18 protein-coding genes and 1 pseudogene are annotated in these 20,427 nt (G+C 65.1%); 10 read left to right on the forward strand and 9 right to left on the reverse strand.

The annotated features are described in order from the left end of the window. Positions 1-15 precede the first annotated feature (15 nt). Positions 16-1,260, forward strand: coding sequence for an MFS transporter (locus MX571_RS19845; protein ID WP_247420571.1), 1,245 nt, complete (start codon positions 16-18; stop codon positions 1,258-1,260). A 174-nt stretch (positions 1,261-1,434) separates the two neighbouring features. Here MX571_RS19845 and MX571_RS19850 read toward each other — a convergent pair whose 3' ends face one another. Next, on the reverse strand, positions 1,435-2,340 hold the full coding sequence (locus MX571_RS19850) for a DMT family transporter (protein WP_247420573.1): 906 nt from the start codon (positions 2,338-2,340) through the stop codon (positions 1,435-1,437). Between the two features lie 245 nt (positions 2,341-2,585). Next, positions 2,586-2,801, reverse strand: coding sequence for a transcriptional regulator FilR1 domain-containing protein (locus tag MX571_RS22545; RefSeq protein WP_368409082.1), 216 nt, complete (start codon positions 2,799-2,801; stop codon positions 2,586-2,588). A 371-nt stretch (positions 2,802-3,172) separates the two neighbouring features. On the opposite strand from MX571_RS22545, the pseudogene MX571_RS19860 reads away from it, so the two are divergent. Further along, positions 3,173-4,039: pseudogene (locus MX571_RS19860) on the forward strand (alpha/beta fold hydrolase). Between the two features lie 361 nt (positions 4,040-4,400). Here the strand turns inward: MX571_RS19860 and MX571_RS19865 are convergent. From MX571_RS19865 to MX571_RS19875, 3 genes are all read right to left on the reverse strand, one after another. Next, positions 4,401-4,802 carry a DUF7970 domain-containing protein gene (locus MX571_RS19865; protein WP_247420580.1) on the reverse strand — a complete coding sequence of 134 codons (402 nt, stop codon included), beginning with the start codon at positions 4,800-4,802 and terminating at the stop codon, positions 4,401-4,403. Beyond that, positions 4,799-5,674, reverse strand: coding sequence for a ParA family protein (locus MX571_RS19870; protein ID WP_247420582.1), 876 nt, complete (start codon positions 5,672-5,674; stop codon positions 4,799-4,801). The genes MX571_RS19865 and MX571_RS19870 overlap by 4 nt, the downstream gene beginning before the upstream one ends. Positions 5,675-6,173: 499 nt before the next feature. Continuing rightward, the gene (locus MX571_RS19875) at positions 6,174-7,487 is read right to left on the reverse strand and encodes a tyrosine-type recombinase/integrase (protein ID WP_247420584.1); all 1,314 of its coding nucleotides are present in this window, start codon (positions 7,485-7,487) and stop codon (positions 6,174-6,176) included. A gap of 118 nt (positions 7,488-7,605) precedes the next feature. Here MX571_RS19875 and MX571_RS22815 point away from each other — a divergent pair, with 118 nt between their 5' ends. Both MX571_RS22815 and MX571_RS19880 read left to right on the forward strand, forming a co-directional pair. Next, positions 7,606-7,848: an SDR family oxidoreductase gene (locus MX571_RS22815; RefSeq protein WP_368409079.1), complete on the forward strand. Its 243-nt coding sequence runs from the start codon at positions 7,606-7,608 to the stop codon at positions 7,846-7,848. A gap of 721 nt (positions 7,849-8,569) precedes the next feature. Beyond that, a complete protein-coding gene (locus tag MX571_RS19880) occupies positions 8,570-9,448 on the forward strand; it encodes an alpha/beta fold hydrolase (protein ID WP_247420586.1) in 879 nt (292 codons plus the stop codon). A 34-nt stretch (positions 9,449-9,482) separates the two neighbouring features. Here MX571_RS19880 and MX571_RS19885 read toward each other — a convergent pair whose 3' ends face one another. Genes MX571_RS19885 through dctP form a run of 3 tightly spaced genes read right to left on the reverse strand, consistent with a single transcriptional unit; the run spans position 9,483 to position 12,395 of the window. Continuing rightward, positions 9,483-10,790: a TRAP transporter large permease gene (locus tag MX571_RS19885; protein ID WP_247420588.1), complete on the reverse strand. Its 1,308-nt coding sequence runs from the start codon at positions 10,788-10,790 to the stop codon at positions 9,483-9,485. Then, positions 10,787-11,320 carry a TRAP transporter small permease gene (locus MX571_RS19890; protein ID WP_247420590.1) on the reverse strand — a complete coding sequence of 178 codons (534 nt, stop codon included), beginning with the start codon at positions 11,318-11,320 and terminating at the stop codon, positions 10,787-10,789. The genes MX571_RS19885 and MX571_RS19890 overlap by 4 nt, the downstream gene beginning before the upstream one ends. 25 nt (positions 11,321-11,345) lie before the next feature. Then, a complete protein-coding gene (gene dctP / locus MX571_RS19895; protein ID WP_247420592.1) occupies positions 11,346-12,395 on the reverse strand; it encodes a TRAP transporter substrate-binding protein DctP in 1,050 nt (349 codons plus the stop codon). Positions 12,396-12,639: 244 nt separating this feature from the next. Between dctP and MX571_RS19900 the strand changes: the two genes are divergently transcribed. From MX571_RS19900 to MX571_RS19910, 3 genes are all read left to right on the forward strand, one after another. Continuing rightward, positions 12,640-13,983, forward strand: a complete 1,344-nt coding sequence (locus MX571_RS19900) for an NAD(P)H-dependent oxidoreductase (RefSeq protein ID WP_247420594.1) — start codon at positions 12,640-12,642, stop codon at positions 13,981-13,983. Then, complete coding sequence (locus tag MX571_RS19905; protein WP_247420597.1) at positions 13,980-14,813, forward strand: HpcH/HpaI aldolase/citrate lyase family protein; 834 nt, start codon at positions 13,980-13,982, stop codon at positions 14,811-14,813. The genes MX571_RS19900 and MX571_RS19905 overlap by 4 nt, the downstream gene beginning before the upstream one ends. A gap of 64 nt (positions 14,814-14,877) precedes the next feature. Further along, positions 14,878-15,825 (forward strand): 3-hydroxyacyl-CoA dehydrogenase family protein, encoded by a 948-nt coding sequence (locus tag MX571_RS19910; protein ID WP_247420598.1) that lies wholly within the window; start codon positions 14,878-14,880, stop codon positions 15,823-15,825. Here MX571_RS19910 and MX571_RS19915 read toward each other — a convergent pair whose 3' ends face one another. Then, positions 15,826-17,316 (reverse strand): amidase, encoded by a 1,491-nt coding sequence (locus tag MX571_RS19915; protein ID WP_247420601.1) that lies wholly within the window; start codon positions 17,314-17,316, stop codon positions 15,826-15,828. It abuts the gene before it with no gap. 125 nt (positions 17,317-17,441) lie between these two features. Between MX571_RS19915 and MX571_RS19920 the strand changes: the two genes are divergently transcribed. The 3 genes from MX571_RS19920 (at position 17,442) to MX571_RS19930 (ending at position 20,366) form a co-directional block, all read left to right on the forward strand. After that, the gene (locus MX571_RS19920) at positions 17,442-18,533 is read left to right on the forward strand and encodes a zinc-dependent alcohol dehydrogenase (RefSeq protein WP_247420603.1); all 1,092 of its coding nucleotides are present in this window, start codon (positions 17,442-17,444) and stop codon (positions 18,531-18,533) included. Positions 18,534-18,726: 193 nt separating this feature from the next. Beyond that, positions 18,727-19,608, forward strand: coding sequence for an MBL fold metallo-hydrolase (locus MX571_RS19925; RefSeq protein WP_247420606.1), 882 nt, complete (start codon positions 18,727-18,729; stop codon positions 19,606-19,608). 5 nt (positions 19,609-19,613) lie between these two features. After that, entirely contained in the window at positions 19,614-20,366 is a 753-nt protein-coding gene (locus MX571_RS19930; RefSeq protein ID WP_247420607.1) for an MBL fold metallo-hydrolase, read from the forward strand. Positions 20,367-20,427: the final 61 nt, after the last annotated feature.

A 20,427-nucleotide genomic window follows, 5' to 3' on the forward strand; every position in this document is an offset into this window, starting at 1 on the left:
CGAATCTCTCTTCACATGACGAGCTCGCCCGACACGGTGACTTCTCCCGGTCGATCAGAGGGTACTCAGAACCGGAATCCTCGAGCAACGTGGGGGCTCGTCGTTGGAGCCAGTCTCATCTCAACCGGTCTGGCAGCATACGAAATCGTCCCGGCGAGCGTGACGCCCGTAATTCGTGACTCGCTCGGCATCGACGCGACTGCGGCCGGCCTCCTCGTCGGAACGATGTTCGGCACAGCTGTCGTCGCGAGCCTCCCGACCGGAGCTCTTCTCGACCGAATGAACACTCGTACCGCAATGGTACTCGCCGTTTTTCTGCTCTGCATCGCGGGGGGATGGGGGTGGGTGGCTGGACAAAGCGGGAACTACCGTCAGCTCATCCTCTCACGGATTCTCGGTGGAATCGCGTACGTTGCTGTATGGAATGCGGGAATCGATATCGTCAGTCGGTCAGTAGGGCCAGACCGGCGAGCAACGGCTGTTGGAGTCTTCACCGCCAGTGGGCCCGTCGGGTTCGCGCTGGGACAAGGCGGAGGCCCACTCGTCGCGTCTCACTTCGGGTGGCCTGCGATCTTCATCGTGTTCGTTGGCATCGCGCTACTGGGCCTGCTCATATTTTGGCCGACGAGTCGTGGCCTCGGGCACAGTTCTGGCGATGCACCAACCCTTAGCGAGTTCGGTGCAGTTCTCCGAAATCGAGAGGTTTGGCTCGTTGGCGGCCTCGGATTTGCTGGGTACGCCCTGTATCTCTTCGTCAATAGCTGGGGTGGGCCGTATCTCACCCAAGAACTCGGCTTGTCGGTGACCGTCAGTGGAGCACTCGTCGCCGTCTTCCCAGCGATCGGTATCTTCGCGCGGACGAGTAGTGGACTACTCTCGGACAGGGTCTTCGCAGGGAGGCGGCGACCGATTGTTCTGGGCTCGTTCGTGGTAGCGACACCACTCGTCTTGTCATTCACCTGGCTCCAGTCGATTCCTGTGCTCGTAGCGATATTGCTCGTCACGGGCTTTGCAGTCCAACTAACGCTTGGCCTCTCGTTTACCTACGTGCGGGAGTTGGTCACCGAACAAGTCGCAGCAACCGCAGTCGCATTTCAAACGAGTGTTGGGCTCGCTGGGGCGTTCGTCGCTCCGATCATCGGAGGGAGACTGGTCGATACGGGTGGGTTCGAAGTCGCATTTCTCGTAGCTGGAGGTGTGGCGATCGGAGGAATCGTACTTGCCTGGATGGCTCCTGAATCAGCACCGACACGAGGGTAGAGAGGACTAGTCCCGTTGCCAGTGTCCGTACACAAATTCTTCGTACGGATGTTGTTGTAGTACCCCCCATCAGTGGTCGTGCTGTGGGCCAGTTCGACACGCACCGCGTAAAGTACGACCGGGTCCGACCAGCTAGTTAGCAGATGCAGTCGCGGTGTGCATTCAGAGAACCGGTTAGTCGAAGAGTTCGACGGCAATCGTCCGTCGTTTGAGAACCCCGAAGCCCACCGCTATGAACACGAACCCCAGCAGTGCCGACGGCGGGAGCGCTTCGCCGAACAGCACGTACCCCGCCACGATAGCGACGACCGGGAAGAGGTAGTGAATCAGGTTGGTCTCCACGGCAGACCGCCGGTCGATCAGGACGAAGTAGATGATGTACGCGAGCGCGGTCGAAATCACCGTCAGATAGCCGAGAGCGAGGACTGCTGTCGGGTTTATCGTTACGTCCGCCAGCGACTCGCCGACAACCGGACTGAGCGCGTGCATCAGGCCAGCGCCGAGAAGCATCGACCACGCGGTCACCGCGGGCACGGAGATGGCGTTCTCCGCCCGTCGAATCAGGACACTCCCCAGCGCTGTTCCGATAGCTGAGACGAATATCACCAGTTTTCCGACGATGCCCTGGTCGACGAGTGAGGTAGCCCCTGGGACCAGGGTAAGAAGTACGCCCACGACCCCGATGCCGAGTCCTACGAGCTCGTCTTTCGATACCCGGTCTTGGGGGACGAGTACCCACGACCACGCAGCGGTCAACAGCGGGATGAGACTTGCCATCAGTCCGGAGAGAGCGCTCGTCGTCAGTGCCTGGCCGATATACCAGATGCCCTGTCCGAACGGGAAGAACAGCGTCCCTCCACCTACGATAGCGAGCACGTCACCGCGAGTGGATGGGCGCCAGTTACGGGTGGTGGTGATCGCATACCCCAGCAGAAACACCCCGGCGAGGTCGAATCGGAACGCTGCGATCAGTAACGGAGGCATGTAGGACAGGGCCGCCTCGACGGCAGGAAACGCCCCGCCGCCCATCACCGAGAGGCCGACGAACAGCGCGAGATCGCGGCGCTGGGTCGAATCCACGACCGGACACTCGAAAGTGAGAGTAATAAAGGCAGGCCTGGTCGTCGCCACGTGCAACGTCGATATGCCGACGGTTCTCCAGATGTAACGGTCGGCCACCCCGAGAGCGTTGCGTCCAGACAGATTCCGTTCGTCCACCCCTGATATCGACTCCTCTGTTCGGCAGGCGACGGACAGCGTCTCCGAAGCAGTACTCGAAGTAGCTGATAGACCAACGCTCTCTGTCTATCGGTCTCACGGATTCCTTACTTCCCGGTAGAATCCACTGGCTTTTCGGCCGGGACCGCTGCCGTGCGATAGGCTTCGTAGAGATCGCTGCCCCACTCGACGAGTGCGTCGTTAGAACTGAGCAGCATCGCAATGTGGTCCCCTTCACCGGTCTCGTTGTACGCTCCGATGGCGACCTTTCGATCGTTGTACAGGCCAATACCGAGGGTCAGTGACTCTTCAAGATAGCCGATCTGGAAGTCCCGTACTCGCTATCGTCGAGGAAATGATCGAGTCCTTCCTCATGAAGATGAGTGTAGACCGAGTAATCGACGATCGCCTCGCCGGCAAGTCCGAGTTTCAGGAGCTTATCATAGGCGCGAAAGAGTGTCGGATCGAAGATCGAATTTTCGTGGGACCAGCACAAGATTATTGCCGCATATTTCGGAGGAGCCTACACGCTCAACACCACATCCACTTGGATCGGCGACGATCTCGTCACCGACACGAATCGGCGTTGGAACGCCCTTTCTTCAGCGGGCCGAGACACGACTGCACCATCCTTTCTGCAGTGAGGACGGTCACCAACCCAAAGACCCAATCGGTAGGGATGTAACAGCACACTATGCCTGTCGATATCACGCACGACACCGCACAGGTCAATGGCGTTCGACTGCACTACGCGCTCGCTGGCGGGGGAGAGCCGGTGGTCCTTCTACACGGATGGCCACAGACCTGATACGAGTGGCGACACGTAATCTCCGATTTGGCTACCGACTACACCGTCGTCGCACCGGACCTTCGAGGCTTGGGTGATTCCGAGAGACCGGTGGATGGGTTCGACAAGGATACGGTCTCGACGGACGTTCGGGAACTGGTTCACCACCTCGGCTTCGAATCGGTGGCGCTCGTCGGCCACGACTGGGGTATGCCGACGGCGTACGCCTACGCGGCACAGTATCGAGATGAAGTCCATGCATTAGCAGTGTTGGACGCAATGTTGCCGGGAGTCCGCGAGGACGAGAAACCGAGACGAATGTGGCACATGTACTTTCATCAGCAACGTGACCTGCCCGAACTGCTCGTCTCGGGCAACGAGCGGGCTTATCTCTCTTGGTTCTACAATGACTTGAGCGGGGACCCCTCGAAGATCGATTCCGAAGCCCGTGACGAGTACGTCCGATGTTACTCTTCGGCTGGCGGATTGAGATGTGGGTTCGAGTACTATCGGGCGTACGACACCGATGCCGAACAGAACGAACGACACGCCGAAACACCATTAGAGATGCCCGTGTTGGCACTATCCGGTGAATGGTCCTTCGGTTCGCTAACCGTACGAGACATGGAGGCCGTCGCGACGAACGTTGAAAGCGAAGTGCTCGAGGAGACGGGTCACTGGATACCAGAAGAGCGACCGGCGTACCTCATCGAACGGCTCCGGGGGTTCTTCGATAGTGCACTGGACACTCCGACCGACGATGCTGCAGGCTGAACGACCCGACGACGAACCCATTCGGTACCCTCAGCCGAATCAGCCCCTGCTGTCGTTAGAGGGGGTAATTCTTGTATTGTGGTCCGTAGAGATTCGAACGCCGAGCCTTTGTGAGCGTGGATACTCCAAGAGTGTATAGCGACATGAGATTTAAAGAAGCCAGGAGCTGATGATCCGTGGTCACAACTCCAGATGCGACTGAACACCTCCTTCGAGAGGCTACTCTCGTATACTCCGAAGGACAACTGTATCTGCTAGCACTCGCGTTGTTGGATCGACGTGGCCCATGGACGTTGAACTGAGGAGCCTTTTCGAGGGAAGATGGTGGAATCACGCTTCGAGTCAGGGTCGACTGGGTGACTTACTCGAACGTCATCCCGTAGCCCCACCCTTCTAGGTGACCCGCTACCTCGTCGAGGTGGTCGAGACCGACCATCATCAGCGCCTCCCGAAGGTCTGTTAGCGAGACGTCGTCGTCGAACCGGTCTTCGAGTTCGCGGAGCGCGTCCCGTTCTGCACTCTTCGTGTCGGGCATGAGGAACAGCGGCACTCTGTCACGCCCGTCCTGAACGCCGTCGCGACGGAACTTGTACGGTATCTGCATCGTCCGTTGCTGCGTAGCGCCCTTCGATTCTGTCTCTGCAGTCGATGACTCTTGCTCCTCGACCGTTTCCGACTCGGATGCATCGCGCTCCGGGCTTTCGCTCGGGCTGGACTCCTCGGCGAACGGGTCCTCTCCCGCTCCCTCCTTCATCCCCGTCATATCGTCGCCACCTCGTGATCTACGTCGCCCGGTTCCGGTGGGTTCGGTGCCTCCAGGCCCACCTCGCGTTCCAGATAGCGTGCGAGGCGGTCGAACTGCGCGAGGGTCTCCCGCTCGTAATCGCGCTGGCGGTCGCGGAACTCGCGAACGTACCTGAACGCGGAGCACTGCTGCATCCAGCACCCTTCCATCAGCGACGCCCGCTCGCCGAAGACTTCGGGGATGGCGTACTCGATCTCGTCGAGGACCGTCCGCTGATCACGCGTGTCCTTGAACCCGACCGGGACGGCCGCGAGGACGCCGACGTCGATCTCGAGCTGGTCCTCGAACCCGGCGACGAGCGCTTCCAGCCCCTCGACTGCCGCGCGACCCTTCGCGCTCGGCTCGACGGGGATGACCAGCGACCGCGTCGCGTGAATCGCGTTGTAGAGGTGGGGCCCCTCCGTCGCTGGTGGGTCACAGATCAGGACGTCGTACTCGTCGGGGATGCCCGCCTCCCGGAGGACGCGAAGTAGCTGGGCGTGCATCCCGTACGCCTCGCCCATCGCCTCCGCCTGCTCTTTCTCGCGCTGGAGGAACGTCGACAAGTCCGAGAGCATGTTGTGTTCCGGTACGACGTCCACCCCCTCGACAGTGCGGATGAGGTCGGTGAACTCGCCCTTCGGTCGTCGGATCATATGCCGAACGAGGTTGTCGACCGGTTCGGTTCGCTCGTCGTCGACGCCGAACAGGCGCGACAGGTCGCCGTCCTGCGGGTCGAGCGGGACGACGAGGGGCTTCAGACCGGCGCGTGCGTGCGCGACAGCCAGATTCGCCGCCGTGGTGGTCTTCCCGACCCCGCCGGCCTCACTGTACGTGGAGTACGCCAACATAAGGAGGACATACGACTCCCCCCACTTGAATCCACGTCAGACAATTCATGAACCACTGTGGTTACCGAACCCAACGAACTCAATTCATGGAGTCGCCGGATGAACACCAACGATGAACACACCCAATGAACACCAGCCAAGAACACAATCAATTAACTTCATTAATTAGACCCAGAGAGTGCTTGCTGTAGTTGGTGAAACCCAATGAGATGGTGAATTAGTGGCTTCAAGATGTACTTGCGATGAATATTGACCAGGATAAGGAACAACTGGTCGGTGATCTCGACGGAGCATTGTCCGACTGAACAGTACCAGATCCAATCATCGGCGAACACCATTAATGAATGTTGGTAGTGAACCTCGTCGATGAACACCACCAAAAGAGACAACTACTGCGTGGGACGGGTCGTAGCAAACGTTGGCAGAACCTGGCGCGTGTACACCCCCACGCCGACGTCACCCGTGAAGACCACGGAGAGTACACAGAGTCGGTGTACTCCTATCCCTCGAACGCTTCGGCGAGCCGCGAACGCATGAACTCCCGCCGCGTTCGCCGTGCTCGTTCGTCGGAGAGGTAGTTGTCGTGGACGACGGCGGGGTCAGAAGAGCCCTGCTCGGCCGCGATGTCGCCGACACCCTCCAGAAACTCACCCAGAGCGGCCGTGTAGGTGTCGTACCAGAAGCGACGACAGAGCTGTGGCGAGGGGTGCTCGTCGCCGACCGTCTCCGGCAGGTCCGCCCGCTCGGCGAGGTCCCGGAACCAGGCCCAGATACGCTCGCGGCCGACGTGCTCGACCCCTTCGTACGACGAGGGGAAGAGGTAGCCGTGCCAGTCGTCTCCGCTATCTCCCGAATCAACTCCAGAGGCAGCACTCAGCTCGTCGATTCGATCGTCGAGCGCGTCGACCCCGTAGAGCAGGTTCACCTCTCCCGGTCCGTTCTTGCGCTCCTCGAACGTCAGGTAGGGCACGTCGTCGTCGCGGTGGACCTGCGAGACGTGCAACGAGGCGACCTCGTTCGCTCGGAGGCCCCACCCGGCGAGTGCGACGACGAGCAGGCGTTCGCGCCGCCCGTCGGCCGCCATCATCAACGAACGGACGTGGTCGGCCGTGAGTGCTGGCGGGTCGGTGGCGTCGATCTGCCACTTGAACTCCGCGTACAGGCCCGTAGCGGGGTTCGTAGCCGCTACTCGCCGCCCGACGAGGTGCTGGTACCAGTCGTCGACGACGCCCCTGACGCGGCGTTTCGTCCGGGCGGCGTAGCCCTCGTCGTTCAACCAGTCGAACGCGGCGTAGCACGCGTCGACAGCTTCGTAGGCCGGGCGCTCCGAATCCCGTCGGACCGGCGAGAGGAGGTCGTCGGTGTCGTTCGCGGCCGTGTACGCCCGGACGTAGAGGTTCAGGCGCGTCCGCATCGCGTCGATAGAAGAGTCGGAGAGGTCGTGGCGGTTCCGGCGACGGTCGAGGAACCGTTCGAGAACCTCGACGGTCGCCTCGTCGTCCGTTGCCCAGTCGTAGCCCCTGTCCTGCGAGTCTCCGCAGAGGTCCGCGTCCCAGAACTCCCCGAACGAGCAGTCGTGGTGCCGTCTCAACGCGGCGAGGAACGCTCGTAGCCCCTCGTCGCGGAACCACTGGTGCGTCGGTTTCTCCATCTCGGCGTCGTGACCGTCCGCCTCGAATCGCGGAGCAAGCTCCTCCCGATACAGTTCTGCGAACCCCTGGCGGTCAAGCGTCGACCACCGCACGCCCTCGAACGGGTCGTCCGTGGGTGGAAGCCCGCTCGCTGCCTTCTGGGTGGATTCTGAGTCGGCCATGTTCGTGAGGTTCGGAGATAGTTCACGATTCCAGATAACTCTGTGGGTACAACGGACTGGTTGAGTCTGTTCGACCCACGGACGTCGGGCGCGCTCGTGCTGGCGATGTATGAATTGTATGTGGCTATACCGATACTGTCGGTGCGAGCTACCAGCCTTCGTCGAAGAGTCGTCCGTACTCCTCGACGGGGGCGCTCTCGGGAGCGGGCGTGGCGAACGCGAGGAGCACAGTCGGAACGAATCACGGACGCCACTCCCCTATCTCGGTACGCCGGACGGAATCGGTGCCATGACGGCGTTCCTCGCATCGGACTATGCACGGTTCATCACGGGCCAGTCGTTCGTCGTCAACGATGGATAGACGGCCCAGTATCGGACTCGAGGATGAGCCTCAAGTCGCACGAGAGACGCCAACCGCAGTGAGCGGCCGAGTCACTGGCCGTCGGTGTACTCGGTCAAAAGTAGCTGCCCAATTGTTAGGGAAACCAACACACCACGAGACGGAGTGTGGAACGTAGACCACGCGCCGGACTATCGGGGGTTACCAGAACAACCTCTTAGAGCCCGTGAAACGGCGAAGAGCTCTGATTGGAGGTGGAGAGTCGTAACCCGGTCACTGTGGCAGTCCACTCGGTGCAGAGCGACTGCTACGGGGGGCTGAAGCGGACGTCACCGGTCGACGCCGTCCCACGCGCTTTCAGGGCCCGTGTGAGGAGTCCGACGTTCCGTGCTCTCGTTCGTTCAGAGGGGGTCTCTAACGATCCCCGCCGACGGTCGTTTCCGGACCTCATCGACCGACTCGACGGGGTCGTGTGGTAGCTGTCGTATCGAAGCTCTGAGTACCCCATCGAAGGAGGCCGTACGTGTGAGCAAGTGCGACCACGAAAAGGGATGCCAGCCACTACACCTCGAGGCGGCACATCGGAGCCTACGTCCACCCCTCGAAACGAGTCCGTTGGGCACCCTACGAGAGGTGTGCAAAAATTTTTACGGATGCTGGGGAGAGCTGCCGTCTCGACGGTAGTTCACGGACAGGGATACGTGTGTGATTGTTTGATATTCCTTCCCACACTCTACCGCCTGTGCCACCAGTTCACTCGAAGGTGTCGGCCAACGGTATCGACGTCCACTACGTCCGGGAGGGGTCCGGGTTGCCGCTCGTCTTCCTTCACGGGTGGCCCGAGTTCTGGCGGACGTGGCGGAGGAACCTGACCCCGCTCTCGGAGAGCTACGACGTCGTCGCACCCGACCTCCGGGGGTTCGGCGCGACCGAGAAGCCGGACCTGCCGGCCGAGGAGGGGTACACCGTCGCGGACCACGTCGCCGACCTGCGGGCCCTGACGACGGCACTCGACCTCGACGAGTTCGGCCTGGTGAGCCACGACCTTGGCGCGCTCGTCGCCCAGCAGTTCGCACGCGAGTACCCCGAATCGGTGACCGGCCTGTTCTTCTTCGACTGCCCGTACCCCGGTATCGGCGACCGGTGGCTCCGAGCCGACCGTCTCGGCGAGATATGGTACCAGTCGTTCAACCAGCAGCCGTGGGCCGCCGACCTCGTGGGTGCGTCCAGGGAGACGTGCGAGACGTACATCGGCCACTTCCTCTCTCACTGGGCGGGCGACCCGGATGCGTTCGACCGGGAGGACCGCGACGCCTGGATTGACAACTTCATGCGCGAGGGCAACCTCCAGGGTGGGTTCAACTGGTACGTCGCGGCCGACGACGCCCGCAAGCGGTTGATGCGCGAGGGTGCGCCGTCACTGCCGACGATAGACATCCCGACCCGCGTCCTCTGGGGGGAACTCGACCCGGTACTCAGGGTGGAGTGGGCCGACCGACTGGACGAGTACTTCTCTGACTGCGAGTTCGACAGTCTCCCGGACGCGGGCCACTTCGCGCATTACGAACGTCCGGAGCGCGCGAACGAGGAGATAGACGCGTTCTTCTCGTCGGTAACGTGAGCGCCGCGGCGAGAACGGAAATCGCGCTTCCGGGTCAGTAGAGACCGAACGACCGGGGGAGCGCGAGGATGAGGTCCGGGACGAAGATTAGCAGCAGGACGATGAACACCAGCGGGACGTAGAACGGAGCGACCCCTCGGACGATATCTTCCAGTTCCCGGTCGGTCACTCTTTCGAGCGAGAACAGCGCGATACCGAACGGAGGGGTGACGATACCGATCATCAGCACGACCATCATGACGATACCGAACGAGAGCGGGTTGATGCCGAGGTCCGGGAAGATGGGGATGAGGATGGGCACCATCACAGTGATGATTGCGAGCGTCTCCATGAACGTCCCCAGCAGGAGGAAGATGACCGCGAGGATGAGGACGACCACCGTCGGGTCGCTCGACAGGGTCAGCAGCTGGTCGGCGAGGAGGCCAGGAACCCCCGAGAGGACCAGCAGGTAGCCGTAGAGGTTCGCGATGCCGATGATGAACAGTAGGACGGCCGTGTCGAGGAACGTCTTCCGGGTCGTCTCGTAGAGCATCGAGAGACTCAGACTCCGGTAGTAGACGAACCCGATTATCAGCGCGTAGATGGTCGCGACGATGGCGGCCTCCGTGGGCGTGAACATCCCCGTCAGGATGCCCCCGACGATGATGACGGGCGTCACGAGCGCGGGAATCGACCGGAGGAACGTCCGACCGAGCCGACTCGCGTTGTACGATCGGACCGAACCCACCTCCTCTCCGCGGAAGCTCAGGACGAGCACCGTCGCCATCAGACTGAGTCCCATCAGGAGCCCCGGAATCACTCCAGCGATGAAGAGGGCGCCGATGGAGACGTTCGCCAGCACGCCGTAGACGATGATCGGGATGCTCGGCGGGATGATAGGCCCGATAGTCGACGAGGCGCCGGTGATGCCCGCAGCGAAGTTCTCGTCGTACCCCCGGTCGACCATCGAGCGGTACTCGATGACACCGAGCCCGGCGGCGTCGGCGACCGCCGAGCCGCTCATCCCCGAGAATATCATGCTGACGACGACGTTGACGTGACCGAGTCCGCCGGGGACGGGGCCGACGAGTTCCTCGGCGAAGTCGAAGATGTCCTCGGTCATCCCGACCTCGTTCATGATGCGTCCCGCGAGCAGGAAGAACGGGACGGCGATGAGGATGAAGCTGTTCAACCCCGTGTAGAACCGCTGGGCGACCACCTGCACGTTGAACCCGGGGCCGAAGGGCAGGAGCATGATGACGACCGACGAGATGCCGATGGCGAACGCGACGTGGACTCCGAGCAGGTACAGCGCCAGCAGGATGACGAGGAAGGCCGCTGCTAGCAGGAGTTCGCCGCTCATCGCCCGGCCTCCGTGGTGGCGTCGGCGGAGTCGGTGCCGTCACTGCTCGGCGTCCGGTACTCCCGCCAGAGGTCCCGTGTGTCGGCGGCGGTGTAGGCCGCCGTCAGGAGGAACATGACGGCCATGATGATGTTGACGTAGCCGTAGTTCAGCCACCGGACCGTCGGCAACGGGTTCCCGAGCGTCCGGCCAGCGACGACGTACGACGAGTACGCGATGAACAGACAGAACGCCAGCACGAGGACGTTCGTTACCATGAACAGCACCGACTGGTAGTTCCCCGAGAGGGACTTCAGGAGCGGCCGGATGGAGATGTGGTCGTTGGTCCGCATCGCGTACGGGATGCCGACGATGGTGAGGATGACCAGACAGTACCGCGCGATTTCGCCGGTCCAGAGGAGGTCGGGAAGGAATTCGAGGGGCCGTGAGGCGATCCGGAGCGTCACCGTGACACCGATGACGCCGACGAGCAGGACGCCGATGATCTCCAGAGCCGTGTGGACCTTCCCGAGGATATTGTATGATGTCAATGGTGGTGGGTTCGCAGTCGAGGGGTTACGCCAGGCTCTGTACGTCGTCGTAGCTCGCGTTCCAGTTCTCCTCGAACAGTTGCCTGATCTTCGGAGCGGCGGCCTCCTGAAACGCCTGCTGGTCGACCTCCTCGGCGGGGACGATCGTCGTGTCGTGTTCCTCCTGGACCATCTGCTCCAGCTCCTCGAACTCGCTCTGAATCGTCTCGTACCCCCAGCTGACCGCGTCGTCGATGGCCGTGTTGAACGTCTCCTTGTCGCCGTCCGAGAGACTGTCCCAGAACTGCGTGCTGACGACCTGCGGATACGCCTGGGTCATGTGACCCGTCTTCGAGAAGTGCGACTGGACCTCGTAGAGGCTGAAGTCGACGAACTGGCCGATCGGCCCCTCCGACGCCTCGACGACGCCGGTCTGGAGGGCGGAGTACAGTTCGTCCGCCTGGACCGGCGTCACGTCCACGCCGATGGCGTTCCACGGACCGATCCACGAGTCGATCTCCGGCATCCGCATCGGGACGCCCTCGAGGTCCTCGGGCGAGGTGACCGGCTTGTTCGACGTGGTGTGACGGACGCCACGGTACGCCGCCCGGACGACACGCTGGTTCCCCTCCTCGGTGAGGACGCTGTTCAGTCCGTCCTCGCCCTCGACGTACTCCGCCTCCATCGCCTGGAGGTGCTCCCAGCCCTGGGCGACGAACGGTGCCGAGAGGAACCCGTACCCCGAAGCGTACCGGTTCGCCAGCCCCCCGTAGCTCGTACTGTGGACGTCGATGCTGCCACTCGCGGCCGCCTCCATCTGGTCCTCCTCGCCCCCGATGGAGCCAGCGAGGAGGTTGAGGCTGTAGTCGCCCTCGGCGTTCTCGATGAAGTTGTTCACACCCCGTTCGAGGATTTGCGCCTGGATGTGGTCCTGATTGAACACCGTCGCGGCGCGGATCGTCCCGCCACCACCACCGCCACTGCTGTTGTTTCCGTTCCCCCCGCCCCCGAGTGCGTCGGTACAGCCACTGAGTCCGACGAGTCCAGCCGCAGATACGCCTATACCGGTCTTTAGCACGTCCCGTCTGCTTACCATTGTTAACGACTGTCTAGCCATGGTGTGTATACTTATATTTATCGGAAGCTCCGCCTCAGCTGGCGGACGAAGGCTCCCAACGGTCCTCGCACTGCGACGGTGCTGGGGAGTCGAGAACGCCGAAGCCCCCACGAGAACGACAGTCTCACCGGGACACAGACCCGGTCGCTGTCTACGGACTGCCCCACACCTCGAGTGTCACTCTGCAACACACTTAGTAGGCCACCGGCAGACGGGACGGACGATGCTGAACACAGCGCGAAAGCTCGCCGACCGTGAGTCGCCGGTCCGGGTCGGGGTCATCGGTGCGGGACTGTTCGGAAGCAACACGGTCACGCAGGTCGAGCGTGCGCCCGGGATGACGACGGCGGCTATCGCGGACGTCGACACGGAGAAGGCGACCGAGACGTATCGAACCGCTGGCGTGGACGATGCCGCCGTCGTAACGGCGAATACTCCCGAAGAAGCGACCGAGGCCATCGGCGGCGGCGAGCGAGCGGTGCTCGACGACGGGCTCGACCTGGTGCGCGCGGACCTGGACGTCGTCGTGGAGGCGACGGGTATCCCGAACCTCGGCGCTCGTCACGCCTACGACGCCATCGTGAACGGCACGCACGTCGTGATGGCGACGGTCGAAGCCGACTCCGTCGTCGGGCCAGCGCTCACGGAACTCGCCGAGCAGTGCGGGGTCGTCTACTCGATGGCGTACGGCGACCAGCCAGCGCTCATCGTCGAACTGTGCGACTGGGCGGAGACCGTGGGACTGGACGTCGTGGCCGCCGGGAAGGGGAACACGTACCTCGAAGAGTACCGGTACGGCACCCCCGACGACGTGTTCGAGCGAATGGGGTTCGACGAGTCGTTCGTCGACTCCCACGACCTGAACGCGCGGATGTACAACTCCTTCCTCGACGGGACGAAGGTGGCCGTCGAGATGTGCGCCGTCGCCAACGCGACCGGCCTGCGCCCCGACCGGACGGGGATGCACCTCCCGACCGCCGAGATCCCCGAGATTCCCGACCTCCTGCGGCCGGAACGCGACGGCGGGCTGCTTGAAGAGACGGGCGTCGTCGACACCGTGAGCTCACTGCATCCGGACGGGTCGAGCGTCGACCGCGACATCAGCTTCGGCGTCTTCGTCGTGACGACGACGCCCACCGAGCGAGCGCGAACGTACATGGCGGAGAACGCGGGGACGGGCTACTACGTCTCCGACGACGGCGACTACCAGGTGTTCTACCGGCCGTACCACCTCCCGGGCGTCGAGACGTCGGTCAGCATCGCCAACGCCGTCCTGTACGGCGAACCGACCGGCACCTCCCGTCACCGAACGGGTGAGGTGGTCGCGCGGGCGAAACGCGAGCTCGAACCGGGTGAGGAACTCGACGGTGGTGGTGGCTACACCGTCTACGGCGTCCTCGAAGACGCCGCGACGGCGGACGAGGCCGATCACGTCCCGTTCGAACTGCTCGACGGCGCGACGGTCACCGACACCGTCGACCGCGACGCCGTCCTCGGTTACGACGACGTCGACCTTCGGACCGACTCGTTCATCTACCACCTCCGTCAGCTACAGGAGGACCGATGAGCGACCGGAGCTACCTGTTCGTCCCCGGTGACGACGAGGGGGCCGTCGAATCGGCGAGAGGGTCCAGTACTGACGCCGTCATCCTCGACCTGGAGGACACGGTGGCCGAGTCGGCGAAGGAGGCGGCCCGGCGGGTCGTAGTGCGGACCGTCGAGGAGTGGTCGCCGTCGGACCCCACGCTGTACATCCGCGTCAACGGGCTGGACACCGAGTACGCGTTGACCGACGTGGCGGCCGTTCTCGACTGTGACGGCGCACCCGAGGCACTGGTCGTCCCCGACGTCCGGAGCGCCACGGAGGTCGACATCGTCGCCGATGTCCTCGACGCGGCGTCGTCGGCCGTCGGTCTCGTCCCGCTGGTCGAACGGCCGGAGGCGGTGTTCCGCGCTCACGAGATCGCGACCGCGAGCGACCGGACGGTCGCGCTCGCGTTCGGCTCGGTCGACTTCCGGATGAACGTCGGCCTGTCGGCACTCGACACGGACGCCGACGTCTACCTCCCGCGGTACCTCGTCTCGATGGCGGCCAGCGCGGCTGGCTGCCGGGCGCTCGACACCGTGTTCCTCGATTGCGAGGACGCCGCCGGACTCCGTGCGGAGACCCGCGAGGCGCGTCGCATCGGGTTCGACGGCAAGATGGCCATCGCGGAGTCCCAGATTCCGGACGTCCACGAGGGGTTCGCGCCGACCGAGCGGGAACTCGACCGGGCGCGTCGCCTCGTCGCGGCGTTCGAGGAGACCGACTCCGGCGTCGTCTCCTTCGAGGGGACGTTCGTCGACCGGCCCGTCGTCGAGCAGCAGCGACGGCTGCTCGACCGGGCCGCTGAGTGAGACCGGGCGACGAGGGGCCCGCGGCGACCTCCAGTTTTAAGCCGGCCGGCGGCAGTGTCGAGGTATGGATTCACCGACCACGGTCTCCGTCATCGGTGCCGGGACGATGGGTGCGGGGCTGGCCGTCCAGTTCGCGCGACACGGCCACCGGGTGACGCTCGTCGACCACCGTCAGGCGAACCTCGACGACGCTCGGCTGCGAATCGCGGACGCGGTCGACCTCCTCGTCGAGGAGTCGCTCGCCGAGACGACGGCGGAGGAACTGTTCGAACGCGTCGAGTTCACGCTCGACCAGGATGCGGGCGTCTCGTCGGCAGCGCTCGTCGTCGAGTCGGTCTCCGAGGACATCGACGTGAAGCGAGCGCTGTTCCGCGACGTCGGGGCGGCCGCCCCCGACGACGCCATACTGGCGTCGAACACCTCGGGGCTTCGCATCACCGACATCGCGGCGGGCGCGGAGCGGTACGCCGACCGCATCGTCGGCTGTCACTGGTGGAACCCACCGTACGTCATGCCGCTCGTCGAACTGGTCCCTGGCGAGGCGACGAGCGACGAGACGATGGACGAACTGGAACGGCTCGTCGAGTCGGTCGACAGGACGCCCATCCGCGTCCAGCGGGACGCGCCGGGGTTCGTCTGGAACCGCGTCCAGTTCGCGGTGCTCAGGGAGTGCATGCACATCGTCGACGAGGGCATCGCCTCGGTCGAGGCCGTCGACACCGCCGTCCGGGAGGGGTACGCGCTGCGGACCGCGACCGTCGGGCCGTTCGAGACGGTCGACATCTCCGGCGTGGACCTGTTCCGGACCATCGCCGAGGGGCTGTACCCGGAACTCTCCGCGCGACAGACGCCGAGCGAACGGTTCGACGACCTGCTCGACGCCGGCCGAGAGGGCGTCGCTGCTGGCGCGGGGTTCCACGAGTACGACGAGTCTCTCGAGTCCGTCGTCCGTCGCCGGGACCGCGAGATAGCACGTGTCCGGAACGCCCTCGACGCCAACGACGAACGCTGACTACCCGAGCCGTGGTTCGAGGTGGGAGGCGACACGCAGCAGCGTCCGTTCCTCGAACTCTCCGGCGACGAGCTGGAGGCCGACCGGCAGGCCGTCGACGGTCCCGTTCGGGAGCGTGATGGCTGGCACGCGGGTGACGTTAGCCAGTCGGGTGTTCCGGGCGTAGTCGAAGTCGGGCGACGGGGCGTCGTCGAGGTGAGGAGCCGTCTCGGGCATCGTCGGCAACAGCAGGCAGTCGACGCCGTCGAGGGCGTCGGCGACTTCGCGCGCGAGCAGGTCGCGGGCCGCCTGCGCTCTCCCGTACCGCAGGCCGTGGTCGCGCTCGACCAGAGCCGCTCCGGCGAGGAGCTTGCTCTTGTACCACGTGCTGAGTCGTCGGCCCGACGCGCGCGACCGGGCGGCGAACCCCGCCCGGTAGCCGTCGTCGACGACGCTCGCTCGCCGGTACGGCACCCCGCCGTCGCGCCAGAGCGTCGCGAGTTCGGTGAGACTGAGTAGGTTCTTGACCGCCCTCCCGGCGGCGAAGTGCTCGACGGAGACCGACTCGACGGCCACCCCCTCGGCGTCGAGTCCGTCGACGGTCGCTCGCGTGTGGTCGGCGACGGCCGCCGAGACGCCGTCGCCGAACCCCTCTTCGAGGACGCCGACCGTCACCTCCCCCACGCTCCCCGTCCCGGCGGCCTCCTCGTAGTTCCCGACCCGGTAGCCCGCTCTGCCAGCCGCCTGGAGGCTCGCCGGGTCCGCCTCGCCACGGCCCGCGAGCACGTCAAGGACGCGCGCCGTCGTCTCGACGGAGTCCGCGAAGGTGCCGACGTGGTCGAGGGTGTACGTGTTCTCGCCGACTCCGGTCAGTGGAACCAGCCCGTAGGAGGGTTTCAGTCCGACGACGCCGCAGAACGACGCCGGGATACGGACCGAGCCGCCGGTGTCGGTTCCTAGCGCGACGTCGACGTCGTCCGTGGCGACGGCGACCGCGCTCCCGCCCGAGGACCCCCCCGCAGTCCGGTCGGGGTCGTGGGGGTTCCGAATCGGGCCGTCGACCCCCGTCGTGCCGCTGGCGCTGCCGGCGAACTCGTCGAGTGCGAGCGTCGCCGTGACGGTTGCCCCCGCCTCGCGGAGTCGGTCGACGACCGTCGCGTCCCGACGAGGGACGTACCCCGCCATCGCCCCCGACCCGCACTCCATCGGCACGCCGGCGACGGCGATGATCTCCTTGAGACCGACCTCGACCCCCGAGAGTTCCCCGGAGTGGTCCGCCGTCGGTGGGACGTCACACCACCGTGAGACGGCGTTGTAGGGGTTCGACTCCGGGGGCGACCACCGGCGCTCGCTCACCGACACCGTCCCCGCCGTCGGCAGGGCGTCCACCTCGTCGAGGTCCTCGCGGAGCGTCGCGACCGTCGCAACGAGGTCGTCCATCTCCGCGTCGTCCACCGGGAGTCCGATGGCGTCGCTCAACTCGTCGAGTTCGGCCGCCGATAGCTCGTCCATGCCCTCTCCTCCCGCCCGGGGAGCAAAAAACACCCGTCGGACGGACGGGGTCGATGGAGGGTCCGGGGACCGGTCGAGTGGGAGGAACACTCATACCGGTGCCGACGGTTCGTCGAGTCGTCACCATGCAGACGACATCGATGGTACTGGCGGAGCCGGGCCGCCTCGAACCGCGGACGTTCGAGCGCCCCGAGTCGGTCACCGAGGGAGCACTGCTCGAGGTCGAGATGACGTCGGTCTGCGGGACCGACGTCGGCCTCTACGGGGGGAAGTCGGCGATGGGGACCGCTCCCGTCGTCCTCGGGCACGAGGTGGTCGGGCGTATCGTGGACGGCGACCCGGCGACACTCGACGCGTGGGACGTGACCGTCGGCGACCGCGTAGTGCCGGAACCGTACGTCCCGTGTCGGCGCTGTCGGAACTGCCTGAGCGGGAACTACCACATGTGCGAGGAGGGACGGGCCTACGGCGTGACCATCTCCGCCGACGAGCCTCCGCACCTGTGGGGCGGCTACGGCGACTACATGTACCTCGACCCGGACTCCCGCGTCCACGACGCGACCGCCGTCCCGCCGCGTGCGGCCTGTCTCGGCACCGTGGTCGGGAACGGCGTCCGGTGGGTGCTCACGAAGGGCGGCGTCACCGCGGGCGACAGCGTCGCCGTCGTCGGCCCCGGCGCACAGGGACTCGCGGCCACCGTCGTCGCCAGCGAGGCGGGCGCGGCACCCATCGCGGCGTTCGGACTGGAGGCCGACGCGACGAAGCTCTCGGTGGCCGAGGAGCTCGGTGCGACCCACACCGTCTTCTCCGACCAGGAGGGTGCGGTCGAGCAGGCACGGGCTATCGTTGACGGGTACGACGTGGTGGTCGTCGCCGCACCGTCCGCGCCCGCGCTCCAGTTCGGTATCGACGTCGTCCGGGAGCGGGGGACGGTCGTCCTCGTCGGGATGTCGGGCGAACCGGTGTCGGTCGACCTCGACCGGGTCGTCGTCGACGAGATATCGCTGCTCGGCGGCCGTGGCCAGGCCCTCGACGTCGAACGGGCGATGGACATCCTCGGCCGGAACGCGGAGGCAGTCGCCCGTATCAACTCCCACGTGTTCCCCGTCGACGACGCCGAGACGGCCATCCGCCGCCAGCTCCCGGGCGAGGAGTACGACCCGGACCTCGTCCACGCGGCGCTCACCCCGGACGGGACGGACCCGGGCGACGCCTGACGGGCCCGGTCCGACGACCCCGACCGACGAACGCCAGCCGACGTACCGACAGCCCGGAACGCCGCGGCCAGTTCACGTACGCTTATTGTGCGGTGGGGTCACGTAGAACGCACCCGCGGCAGGATGCCGGGGACCCACCGATGACTCGTCTACCACGCACTCGACCCGCCCGCGGACGGCCCCGCCGTCGCCCGTGGCGTTCGACAGCAGCACGGAGGCAGCGCCCAGCAGAGACACCCCGTCGACGCCGACGGCCCGGGAGGACGGACTGATGGGTCGGGAGGTACTGCCCGGACTCCACTGGTTCTACGAACCGGGGCCGGACCGGCGCGGGATGGTCGTCGAAGACGGGGACGGCCCGGACTGGTACGAGCCGGGGGCGGCGGTCCGGATACCGCAGTGTGCGTACCTGTTCGAGGGCGAACAGTCGCTGCTGTTCGACACACTCTCGCCAGCGAGCCGTGACGAGATACTCGCGGAGCTCGACGACGCGCTCGACGGCGGGTCGCTCGACTACCTCGTCGTCTCGCACCCGGACGTCCCCCACGCTGGCAACGCGTCGGCCATCCGCGACGCGTACGACGACGTCACGCTCGTCGCGCCGCGGTACGGGAACGGCCACGACCTCTACCACCTCGACGAGGCGATGCACGTCGGCGAGGGCGACGACATCGACCTCGGCGGGTTCGAGGTGGCCTTCCACGAGGCGACGTTCCTCGACGCGCCCGTCTCGCTGTGGATGACCGAACGGACCCGCGAGATGCTGCTCCCCGTCGACTGGATGGGGTTCCCACACCTCCACGCCGACCGACTGACCTGCGTCGACGAACTCGACGGCGACCTCGCGCTCGACCAGCTCGTCGAGTTCCACGGCCGCGTCCTGTTCTGGCACCAGTACGTCGACGTCGAGAAGGTCCAGCGCGAGATACGCCGGGTCGTCGAGACGTACGACCCCGAACTGGTGCTCCCGACGCACGGACTCGTCATCCGGGAGCGGGCGACGGAGTACCTCGAACGGATGACCGACGTCGTCGCCGAGATCGAACGACGCGACCGCATCGGGGCGCTGGGGTGACGAGGATGGCGCGACGACTCACCCCGACGGTGGAGTGGCTGTCGGTCTGTCACCCGGTCGAGGGCCACCACGAACACGTCTCGGTCTACCTGGTCGAACACGACGGCTCGTACCTCCTCGTCGACTCCGGCTCGTTCCACCACGAGGCGGAGATACGGTCTGCCATCGAGGCGGCGACCGACGGCGCGGGCATCGACGCGATACTCCTCTCGCACTCGGACTACCCCCACTCCGCGAACGTCGAACCGTTCCGCGAGGAGTGGGCCGACGTCGAACTGGTCGCCTCCTCCGGGTCGCCGGCCATCCAGGGGCTCAGCGACGCCCGGCGCTGCGTCATCGGGGAGGACCTCGACGTCCTCGGGCGGACGTTCTCGTTCGTCGACCCCCCGCTCGCCGACCGCTCGCACACGACGTGGATACACGACGACGAGTCGAAGGTGCTGTTCACCGCCGACGGGTTCGGCAACTACCACGACGACGGGTGCGACCGCCTCTCGACGGAGTTCGACGGTGGCGTTCCGGTCGAGGCCATCTACCGGTACCACGCCGAGAACCTCGTCTGGCTCCGGTACGTCGACCCCGCCAAACTCCGGCGAGCGCTCGACGACATCTTCGACCGGTACGAGGTGTCGGCGGTCGCACCCATCCACGGCAACCCGATACTGGCAGCGGACCTCCCGGACTACCTCGACCGCCTCGAAGCGGCAGCGAGTCGCATCGCCGACGGGTACGACGTCCCGCCCGTCGACGCCGAGTGACGCCGACGCGGGATTCCGACCCGCTCTCGTAAACGCTGGGTCGAAACGAGGATTTATCAGG

The sequence above is a fragment of the Halomarina salina genome (assembly GCF_023074835.1).
Lineage (GTDB): Archaea > Halobacteriota > Halobacteria > Halobacteriales > Haloarculaceae > Halomarina > Halomarina salina.